The organism is Coprococcus intestinihominis (genome assembly GCF_040096555.1).
Classification (GTDB): Bacteria; Bacillota; Clostridia; order Lachnospirales; family Lachnospiraceae; genus Coprococcus_A; species Coprococcus_A intestinihominis.
Genome location: NZ_JBBMEK010000010.1, coordinates 17,675 through 28,807, shown reverse-complemented (window position 1 = coordinate 28,807; position 11,133 = coordinate 17,675). Strand labels below are relative to the sequence as shown.

The window sequence follows — 11,133 nt, the reverse complement described above, 5'->3', positions numbered from 1 at the left end:
CAGATTTTGCAACAGTTGTTGTATATTCCATAACAGCAGGAATAATTTCTTTCTTAACCATATCGATCATGGTTCTTGCTTCGATATTGATAGCCTTAGAATAGTTCTCGTAACCAACTTCTTCACGGGCTGCAAGCTCTACTGCTGAGAATACGCCATGTTTCTCGAAAAGTTTGATGACTTCTGGATCTGCCAGTACAGATGTAGCATCTACTGTATTCTTGATGTTTGGAAGGCCACGGCGGGCAGCTTCCTCAACCCATGCATCTGAATAACCGTCACCATTAAAGATGATACGGATATGGTCTGTTACCCAGTCTTTGATCAGATCATGGAGAGCCAGTTCAAAATCATCGGCCTTTTCAAGAATATCTGCAGCCTGACCTAACGTCTCTGCAACGATTGTATTTAATACAATGTTAGGGTCTGCGATGGATGCAGAAGAACCTACCATACGGAATTCGAATTTATTGCCTGTGAAAGCAAATGGTGATGTTCTGTTACGGTCTGTGGCATCTTTGCTGAATCTCGGAACAGTGGATACACCTGTTTCAAGCTGGCTGCCTTCCAGACTTCTTGTAGCTTCGCCTTTTTCACATAACTGGCTTAATACATCTTCCAGCTGATCGCCAAGGAATACGGAGATGATTGCTGGAGGTGCTTCATTAGCACCAAGTCTGTGGTCATTGCCAGGAGTTGCTGCGGACATACGAAGCAACGGTGCATAATCATCAACAGCTTTCAGGATAGATGCCAATACAAGAAGGAACTGCTTGTTGGAATGTGGTGTATCACCAGGCTCCAGCAGATTCTTGCCTGTATCTGTGCTCATAGACCAGTTATTGTGTTTACCGGAACCATTGATACCTGCAAATGGTTTCTCATGTAACAGGCATACAAGATTATGGCGAAGTGCAACTTTCTTCATAATTTCCATAATCAGCTGATTGTGGTCTGTGGCAATATTGGTTGTATCATAAATCGGTGCCAGTTCATGCTGAGCAGGTGCAACTTCATTATGCTGTGTCTTTGCTGTAATACCCAATTTCCAGAGTTCTTCATTTAACTCTGTCATATAAGCAAGGACTCTCTCTTTGATTGTACCAAAGTAATGATCATCCAGTTCCTGACCCTTAGGAGCAGGTGCGCCGAATAATGTACGGCCTGTGAAGATCAAGTCTTTACGTTTGTCATATGTATCCTTGTCTACAAGGAAGTATTCCTGTTCAGGTCCGACACTTGTTACAACCTTTGTTGCTGTTGTATCACCAAAGAGTTTGATAATACGCATAGCCTGTGTGCTCAGTGCTTCCATGGAACGAAGAAGCGGTGTCTTCTTATCCAGTGCTTCACCTGTGTAAGAACAGAAAATAGTCGGAATATAAAGAACCGGTGTGCTGTCCGGAGCTTCATGAATGAAAGCCGGAGATGTACAATCCCATGCTGTATACCCCCTTGCTTCACATGTTGCACGGATACCACCTGAAGGGAATGAAGAACCATCCGGTTCACCCTTGATCAGCTCTTTTCCTGAGAAAGAAAGAAGAATAGAGCCGTCTTTCTGCGGATTAATGAACGCATCATGCTTCTCAGCCGTAATATTGGTCAAAGGCTGGAACCAGTGTGTATAATGTGTGGCACCTTTTTCAATGGCCCACTCTTTCATCTCATGGGCGATAATCTCAGCCACATGTGGTTCAAGGTCCTTGCCTTCAAGAAGTGTATTCTTGAATTCAGCATAAATCTTCTTTGGTAAACGCTGTTTCATTGTCGCATCATCAAATACGTTAGATGCAAAAATCTCTGATACATTGATTTTTACTGACATAGTTCCTACCTCATTTCAATATTATTTGCTTGTTCCGGAGCTATACGGTATTCGTCATCTCTCACTTCTGACTAACCGCTGTGCTAAAAATGGCACCTGAACCCCGGTAAAGTAAAAAGGCGTCCTCAAATAAATGAGAACGCCTTTGCTCTTCAAACTTAACTTCTCATTCATCATATCACAAAATCTGGAAAATACAACTATTTTTTATGATTATTTTTTCTTTTGTAAAAATTCACCAATTATTTTTCTTTTTTCACGATTTTGTTTATTATTCTGACAAATTACCGATATAATAAAAACCTTTGCACTCTTCCAGATGAACATCCACTATCTGACCGATCAAATCCGGTGTTCCTTTGAAATGTACCAGCAGATTATTGCTCATACGGCCTGTTACCATGGTTTCGTCATGCTCATTCACATCTTCCACAAGCACTTTCTGTACGGAGCCAGTAAAACGTGCAGAAGCATCAGAGGCCTTCTGCTGTACGAGCTTTAACAGACGATCAAAACGATCCTTGACAACATCTTCCGGCACCTGATTCTCCATAGAAGCCGCCGGGGTGCCTGTTCTTTTAGAATAAATGAAAGTAAAGGCACTGTCAAATCCAACTTTCTCCACCACATCCATGGTCTCTAAGAAATCTTCTTCTGTTTCTCCCGGAAAGCCCACAATAATATCTGTTGTCAAAGAAATATCCGGGCAACCTTTACGGATGCGGTCCACCAGGTCAAGATATGATTCTTTGGTATATTTACGGTTCATCAACTTCAGAATACGACTGCTGCCTGACTGCAGCGGCAGATGAAGATGACGGCAGATTTTCTTTGACTGCCCCATAACAGCAATCAGTTCATCAGACAAATCCTTCGGATGAGAAGTCATAAAACGAATACGTTCCAGTCCTTCAATCTTCTCGATTTCCTGAAGCAACTTAGCAAAGCTGATTGGGTGTTCCAGATTCTTACCGTAGGAATTGACATTCTGTCCAAGGAGCATAACTTCCTTCACGCCATCTGCTACGTCACGCTCAATCTCACGGATAATATCCTTCGGTTCACGGCTTCTCTCACGACCACGCACATAAGGGACAATACAATAACTGCAGAAATTGTTGCAGCCAAACATGATATTGACACCTGTTTTGAAAGAGTACTTGCGTTCATTCGGCAGATCCTCCACAATCTGATTGGTATCTTTCCAGATATCTACCACCATTTTGCCGGTATTCAAACGTGTCTGAATCAGCTCTGCCAATTTAAAGATATTGTGTGTACCGAAAATAATATCCACATGACGGTAAGATTTACGAATCTTGTCAACAACAAGGGGCTCCTGCATCATGCAGCCGCACAATGCGATCAGCATATCCGGATGGCGCTGCTTAGTACGCTTCATCTGTCCCAAGCGGCCGTAAACACGAAGATTGGCATTTTCACGTACCGTACAGGTATTGTAAATGACAAAATCCGCATCCTCCGTATCTGTTTCTGCATAACCGATGCGTTCCAGAATGCCCGCCAGTTTCTCTGAGTCCCTGGCATTCATCTGACAGCCGAAAGTCACCACATGATAGGTCTTTTTCTTCCCTGTTCTGGCATAATCCGCCTGCATCTGTTCATGTAACTGCTCGATGATAAACAGCTGTTTCTCAGTTTCATCAGAGGGCAGCTGTGACACACCCTCTGCTTTTGTATAATCATTAATGCTCATTCATATCCTCCAGTTTATCCCAATCAAAGATTGAGATATTTATTCCCGAATCTGGCCATCCCCATAAATCACATACTTGGTAGTGGTCAGTTCTTTTAACCCCATCGGCCCTCTGGCATGAAGTTTTTGTGTGCTGATGCCGATTTCGGCACCAAAACCAAATTCAAATCCATCTGTAAAACGGGTTGATGCATTGACGTAAACCGCTGCAGCATCCACCTCATCCAGGAATTTTCTCGCATTGGCGTAATCTTTTGTCACAATGGCCTCAGAATGGCCGGTATTGTAGCGGTTGATATGCTCAATGGCTTCATCCACAGAAGCAACGGTACGCACAGAAGCAATCAGATCCAGGTATTCAGTTCCCCAGTCTTCCTCTGTTGCTTTCTTCATATCCGGCACCACTTCAAGGGCTGCCTCATCACCGCGAAGCTCGCAGTGCTTCTCTCTCAGAGCCTTTGCAATAGCCGGAAGCGCCTCTCCGATAATGTCTTTATGAATCACCAGTGATTCACAGGCATTGCAGACACCTGTTCTCTGGGTCTTTGCATTCAGAATAATCTTTACCGCCATGTCAATATCCGCAGAAGCATCCACATAAACATGACAATTGCCTGTTCCGGTTTCAATCACCGGCACTGTGCTGTTCTCCACAACGGTACGAATCAATCCTGCACCGCCCCTTGGAATCAGTACATCAATATACTGGTTCAGGCGCATCATGGCTTTTGCTGTTTCACGGCTTGTGTCTTCCACCAACAGAAGGGCATCTTCACAGCCGCCCCCTGCGGCAATAGCTTTTCTCAATACTTTTGTAATGGCCATATTAGAATGAATGGCATCACTGCCACCCTTTAAAATCACGGTATTATTTGTCTTAAAACATAAGCCAAAGGCATCCGCTGTCACATTTGGTCTGGACTCATAAATAATTCCTATGACGCCGATAGGCACTCTCTTTTTGCAGATTTCAAGACCATTTGGACGAACGGTAGAACTGATGATTTCACCAATCGGGTCTTCCAGGGCAATCAGCTGTGTCAGTCCCTCTGCCATACCGGCAATGCGGCTTTCTGACAAAACCAGGCGATCCACCATCGGCTCCGGCATATTTTTCTTTCTTGCCGCCTCTATATCCATGGCATTGGCCTCCAAAATCTCTTCCTGCTCATCCACCAGCGCCTGTGCTGCCAAGGCCAGAATCTGATTCTTCTGTGTTGTCCCCATTCTGTTCATATGTCTTGATGCCTGTTTGGCCCTTCTGCCAAGTTCCTCAATCGTTGTCATCTGCCGCATCTCCTTTCCGTATCACCTCATCCGGTGTTATCACTATATTCATCATTCTGTCATGCCTTTCAAAAGGTATTTCATTCCTTAACTGAAAATCATAGGCCAGCCCACAGGCTGTCACATGACTGCCATGCCGTTTCAGCCACACATCATAAAAACCGCCGCCATAGCCCATCCGGTGCATCTGTCTGTCAAAAGCTGTCCCGGGAACAACCAGAAACCCTTCAAATACTTCCTCCTGACAGTTTTCCAGCGGTTCAGGAATATCATAATATCCCGGTGCCACATCCTTCATAGATGTAATTTTATAAAAATGCATTTCTGCCGGACCTGTGACTCTAGGCAATGCTACTCTTTTACCGTCCTCCAAAGCTTTTTCTATCAGCTTCCAGGTGTCCGCCTCCCCTTTGCAGGAAGCATAGCATAAAATCGTATCTGCCGCTTTATATTCATCCAGACCGACGATTCGCTCTGCGAACTGTCTGCCGAATGTCTGGCATATTTCTTCGCCAAGATGCCGTCTCTTTGAAAGAATTTCCTTTCGCAGCATTCTCTTTGCTTCACAGAGATCAGTTGGCATGTTTTTTCTTCTTAGCCAGATTCTGTGCTGCCTGCTCCTTCAAGGATACAATACTTCCATCCGGTCTTTTTACATCAATATTGTTCAGCTGTCTTCTCATATTGGCACGGACAGATTCGATATAAGCCTCTCTTAATTTCACCTGTTCCTGCTTTTCATCCGGTGTCAGCCCTTCACTTTTACTTTTATGGTATAATTCATTAATTCTTTTAATATCAGCATCTGTAATCATGAATTTCTTCTTCTCCTCCGTTGATGATTTTTTCAGGTTCTATATAATCCAGAATGTTAAACTTCTCACTCTTATGAGCCAGGAATAAAGTACCCTTCTCCTGTCCTTTCATAATGTCGTCAATGACATGAAAATCTTTGCCGTTTGCTATAATCATATCACATCCTGCATCATTGGCAATACGTGCCGCGTCAATTTTTGTTTTCATGCCGCCGGTACCGTAATCGCTGCCGGCTCCTTTGGCAATCTCGTAAAGAGAATCATCAATATCCGTCACACATTCAATAAAAAGCGCATCCTTATTCTGAGACGGATCATCTGTATACAAGCCATCAATATCCGACAACAAAATCAGCAAATCTGCGCTGGTAATCGCCGCCACCACCGCTGACAGGGTATCGTTGTCACCAATCTCAATCTCATCCGTTGAAACGGTGTCATTCTCATTGACAATCGGAATCACACCCATTTTCAGCAGCTCATTGAATGTATTTCTGGCATTGTGCAGGCTCTTTTCTCTGACAATAGTATGTTTCGTCATAAGAATCTGGGAAGCCACATGGCTGTATTCATTAAAAAGCTTCTGATAAATCATCATCAGCATTCCCTGACCCACTGAAGCACAGGCCTGTTTCTGAGCCAGTTCCTTCGGACGCTCGTTTAAACCAAGGGCTTTTCTCCCTACACCAATGGCACCGGATGAAACAAGTACCACATCCTTGCCCTGATTGCGCAGATCACACAGGACTCGCACCAACTGCTCCAGTTTCAGCAGATCTGTCTCTCCGGTTTCCGGGTGCACAAGCGAGGACGATCCCACTTTAATGACAATTCTCTTTTTGTTTTTCAGATTCTGTCTGTAATGTTTATTCGTAATCAGCATGTCTGCCTCCATTCTCTCTCTGTCATTGTCCCCAGACAATTATTTCTCTGTTTCTGACAAACATTTCTACTTTGCCTGTTCAACAGCGGCATAAGCCGCTGCTACAGCTTCCGCTACACGCAGGCCATCCATAGCAGCACTTGTAATGCCGCCTGCATAACCGGCTCCCTCACCGCATGGGTAAAGCCCCCCCACATTGCTTTCAAAATGTTCATCTCTCGGTATTCGCACCGGTGAAGATGTTCGCGTTTCAACACCTGAAAGAATAGCATCGGGTCTGTCATAACCTTTGATCTTTCTGCCGAAAGCATCAATGCCTTCTACCAGACTTTCACAGACAAACGTCGGCAGGCAATGCCATAAATTGCCGAAATGATAACCGCCTTTATGTTCGGGCTTCACCGCTCCAAAACGCTCTGAGACTTTTTTTTCTTTGAAATCATCGAAAAGCTGCACCGGCACAAGTCCCCGACCTTCTTCATAAGCCAGTTTCTCCCATTTTCGCTGAAAAGCCATCCCGGCAAGAATATCCGAACTGCCGAAATCCTCCGGTGAAACGCCCACGATCACCGCACTGTTGGCATTGGCACCGTCACGTCCACGGTTGCTCATACCATTCACCGCACACATGCCTTCTTCTGAAGAAGCATTCACTACATAGCCGCCGGGACACATACAGAATGTATACACCTGGCGCCCCTTACCCGTCCGGTAAGTTAATTTGTAACTGGCTGCCGGAAGCTGGTCTGCTACGCTGCCATACTGGGATGCATTAATCATTGACTGCGGATGCTCCACGCGCACACCGACAGCAAACGGCTTTGGCTCCATGCTAATCTTTCTCTCCAAAAGTTTCTCAAAGGTATCCCTGGCACTATGTCCCACTGCCAGAACAACCTGGTCAGCTTCAATTTTCTCACGGTCATTGACAATAACCCCTCTAATATGATTCTGAGCATCTATCACAAAATCTGTCACTTTTGAATCAAAGTGCACCTGACCGCCCAGAGAAAGTATCTCATTGCGAAGTCTTTCAACAATCCCTACAAGCAGATCTGTCCCCACATGCGGCTTCTGCACATATAAGATATCTTCCGGTGCTCCCGCCTCTACAAAAGTCTCCATAACCTTTCTCTGTCGTCCAAAAGGATCCTTGACAAGAGTATTGAGCTTGCCATCTGAAAAAGTACCGGCACCGCCCTCACCAAACTGTACATTGCACTCCTTATCAAGCTTACCGCCTGCCCAGAAGGCATTCACCTTCTCCATACGGGTGTGAACTTCACTTCCCCGCTCCAGAATAATCGGATCATATCCCTGTCTGGCCAGCATGAGCCCACAGAACAGGCCGGCCGGTCCGCTGCCGATGATTACCGGAGGCTTTGCTGGTTTGTCCGCTGCCTTTTCCGGCATCTGATAGATGACCGGTGTATAAGGCAGTATATCTTTATTGGCATGATGCTTTTTCAGATACTGCTTTTCATTTGCTAATGTCACTGCCACGGAATACTGATAAAGAACTTCCCCGGCATGCCCGCCTTTTCCGGATTTTCTCGCATCGATTGATTGTTTGAGAATCCGGTAATCTATCATCTCCTCCGGTCTGATACGCAATTTATGCACAATCGCCTCTTTTAATTGGTTTTTTGAATGGTTCAGAGGCAGTTTAATCTGATTAACCTTTAACACGGCAGCTCCTTCCGGCATCTGAACCTGCAAGAATACCAGTTGCCCAGGCCCACTGCAGATTGTATCCTCCGCAGATGCCATCAACATCCAATAATTCTCCGGTAAAATAAAGTCCTCTTACAATTTTTGATGCCATATTCTTCTCATCTATTTCTCTTGTATCAACCCCTCCGGCTGTTGCCTGGGACTGTTCAAAATCGTTTGTCGCGTTAATATGCACTTCGTGATGTTTCACCAGTGCAATCAAACGCTCCAGTGCACGATCATCTACTTTGCAGCATGGCTGTCCGCCGTCTATGCCAGCGCATTTTAACAGACAGGCTGCCAGCTTACTATTCATCATTCCCGAAAGCACCATCCGCATTGTCCACTTCGGACTGGCATGCATCTGCCACATCAGTCTGGCACGAAGTCCTTTGTCGCTGACAGCTGGCATCAAATCAAGTACCGCTGTCACTGGTTTTTTCATTTGCAAAGCTTTCGCGGCGTAACGACTCACCTGAAACACCGGAATTCCTGAAATACCATACGCAGTCAATTGGATTTCACCGCTGTCCTCCGCAGCCATTTTGCCGCCTGTAAGAAGTCTTACCCTACCCTGAAGACGAATTCCCGCCAGTTCTTTAAAATATTTCTCCTTACAATGAAGCGCACATAATGCAGGCACCGGTGCAGACACATGATGTCCAAGACACTCTGCCAGTCTGTATCCGGAACCGTTGCTGCCAAGTTTGGATGCAGATGCGCCGCCACAGGCCATGATCAGTTTTCTGCATTGATAAACATTGTCTACCGAATAAACGGTAAAACCGCCCTTCGACAAACCTTTACCGCCAACTCTGATCTTCTTTACTTCCTGTCCGGTTACCACATCGGCTTTCTGCTCTGCCAGTTCCCAGCACAATATATCCCGGACCGATGCGGCCTGTTCAGACATCGGGTATACATAACCATCTCGCGCTTTTGTATAAAGCCCCATGGATTCAAAAAAAGCCAGTGTATCACCGGCATCAAAATTCTCCAGTACATGAAGCGGAAACACCTCCTGCCCGGATCTGTAAACACCGGAGGAAATACAGCCCCTTCGAATGGCCTGATTGGTCAGATTACACTTGCCATTGCCCGTTGCCAGAATCTTCTTGCCGGTTTTATCCATTCTTTCAATAACTAAAACTGAGGCTCCTTCCCTCCCGGCTGCAATCGCTGCAGCCAGTCCGGAAGCGCCTCCTCCGATGATACATACATCGTAAATCATACAAGGCTCCTTATATCAAATGAAAACGTTTTAAATACACACTCAGTGTTGTTCCCTTCGGGAAAGAATATAATTCTTCCTCCGTCAGACCATGGAACTTCAGCAATGCCACTGCATAAACAACCACTGCGACAATGATTGCCAGCAATGTTGCAATTGCATTGATATGTAAAACAAAATAAACACCCTTATAAACAATAAATGTAGCTACGCCCATCACCGCCGATGCAGCTGCAGGTATCAGAAATGTCTGTTTTGCTTCCTGTTCATAACCAATATAACGTCTTAAAGCAACCTGATTAAAAATACACATCAGGAAACCAAATAGAATATTACTATATAAAATTGCGTAAATATTCATATCACAGAATCTCAGCAGAATTACGATAAATACCGTATGAATCGCCAGAGCAATACCTGAATTCACAATCGGTGTGTTCATTTTGTCAATTCCCTGAAGCGCACCAATCGTTACCGTCGACAAAGAATAAAACAACAGATACGGTGTACCGATCGTAATCAAATGTCTTGTCAGCGCAGATGAATCATTAAACAGCAGCTGCATGATCGATCCGCCAAGCACGGATAAACCTACACAGGCCGGGATTGCAATGATCATACAGAATTTAACTGTTGTCTCTATTTTGCTGTGAATTTCTTCTCTGTCCCCTCTTAACATGGCTGATGAAATACCCGGGACAACGGCCAATCCAAGTGCTGTTGCCATCGCCATCGGTACATTCACAAGCATCTTATACTTGCTGCTGTAGACGCCATATAAAGATGAAATCAGTTCTGCATCATAGCCAAGTTTAGCTAAAATATTACTATACAAAGAAGAATCAATAATGCCGCTCACCTGATAAATAACAGAACTCAAAACAACCGGTGCCATCGTCAGTGTTAACACTTTATAAATATTCTTATAGGATTCCGGCTGATGCAGTTTATCCTTGTGTACACGATGCATAAACCGTGGACGATACAACATATATATAATAATCAGGAAAATCGTGCTTGCAAGTGCACCGATACAGGTACCGAGGGTACCGCCCATGGCGGCCCATGCAGGTCCCTGGGATACAAGGATTGCTGCGGCTGCTACACTGACAACTGCATTAAAAATCTGTTCAAAAATCTGTGAAATGGCTGTAGGCATCATGCTGCCGATTCCCTGAAAATAACCTCTGAAAGTACTCATGACACAACAGAAGAAAATTGTCGGTGCCAGAACTCTGAGTGCCGGCACCACCCCCATCATCTCAGGGCCAAATACAGCACTTGTAATCTGTTTCGCAAAAATAAATGTACCAAGGCCGATCACAGATCCCACAACCAGTGTCCACAAAAGGGCACTGACCATAATTCTGTGTTCATTGGTATAATCCCGTTTGGCATGCGTCTTTGACACCAACTTACTGACTGCCAGCGGCACACCATTGGACGAAACAAGCAACAGTAACATATAAATATCATATGCGTAGCCGTAATACCCCATTGCAACATCTCCTGAAATTCGCTGGAGCGGAATACGGTAGAACAGCCCAATCAGGCGGACAATAATCTGTGCAGCGGCCAGGATCGACCCCTGCACAATGATATCGCCGCCTTTGTTTTTGCTTTTGGAAGAGCTTCCCATTCATACACCTCTTGTCTATA

General features: G+C 44.9%; 9 protein-coding genes. All 9 read right to left on the bottom strand.

Going from position 1 to position 11,133, the window contains the following annotated elements; genetic code table 11:
- The coding region (locus WMO25_RS01705; protein WP_349083718.1) for a glutamine synthetase III family protein at positions 1–1,828 on the bottom strand (1,828 nt) is incomplete at its 3' end.
- A 271-nt stretch (positions 1,829–2,099) separates the two neighbouring features.
- Positions 2,100–3,545 (bottom strand): tRNA (N6-isopentenyl adenosine(37)-C2)-methylthiotransferase MiaB, encoded by a 1,446-nt coding sequence (miaB, locus tag WMO25_RS01700; protein WP_349083716.1) that lies wholly within the window; start codon positions 3,543–3,545, stop codon positions 2,100–2,102.
- A 39-nt stretch (positions 3,546–3,584) separates the two neighbouring features.
- Complete coding sequence (locus tag WMO25_RS01695; RefSeq protein WP_349083714.1) at positions 3,585–4,832, bottom strand: glutamate-5-semialdehyde dehydrogenase; 1,248 nt, start codon at positions 4,830–4,832, stop codon at positions 3,585–3,587.
- Positions 4,819–5,385, bottom strand: a complete 567-nt coding sequence (locus WMO25_RS01690; protein WP_215689467.1) for a 5-formyltetrahydrofolate cyclo-ligase — start codon at positions 5,383–5,385, stop codon at positions 4,819–4,821. The genes WMO25_RS01695 and WMO25_RS01690 overlap by 14 nt, the downstream gene beginning before the upstream one ends.
- 19 nt (positions 5,386–5,404) lie before the next feature.
- Positions 5,405–5,647 carry a DUF896 domain-containing protein gene (locus WMO25_RS01685; RefSeq protein ID WP_181966955.1) on the bottom strand — a complete coding sequence of 81 codons (243 nt, stop codon included), beginning with the start codon at positions 5,645–5,647 and terminating at the stop codon, positions 5,405–5,407.
- Complete coding sequence (gene proB / locus WMO25_RS01680; protein ID WP_015514102.1) at positions 5,631–6,530, bottom strand: glutamate 5-kinase; 900 nt, start codon at positions 6,528–6,530, stop codon at positions 5,631–5,633. Before proB ends, WMO25_RS01685 begins: the two co-directional genes overlap by 17 nt.
- A gap of 66 nt (positions 6,531–6,596) precedes the next feature.
- Positions 6,597–8,219 carry an NAD(P)/FAD-dependent oxidoreductase gene (locus WMO25_RS01675; RefSeq protein WP_349083710.1) on the bottom strand — a complete coding sequence of 541 codons (1,623 nt, stop codon included), beginning with the start codon at positions 8,217–8,219 and terminating at the stop codon, positions 6,597–6,599.
- Positions 8,206–9,474, bottom strand: coding sequence for a BaiN/RdsA family NAD(P)/FAD-dependent oxidoreductase (locus WMO25_RS01670; protein WP_349083709.1), 1,269 nt, complete (start codon positions 9,472–9,474; stop codon positions 8,206–8,208). Before WMO25_RS01670 ends, WMO25_RS01675 begins: the two co-directional genes overlap by 14 nt.
- 10 nt (positions 9,475–9,484) lie before the next feature.
- The gene (locus WMO25_RS01665; protein ID WP_349083707.1) at positions 9,485–11,113 is read right to left on the bottom strand and encodes a putative polysaccharide biosynthesis protein; all 1,629 of its coding nucleotides are present in this window, start codon (positions 11,111–11,113) and stop codon (positions 9,485–9,487) included.
- Positions 11,114–11,133: the final 20 nt, after the last annotated feature.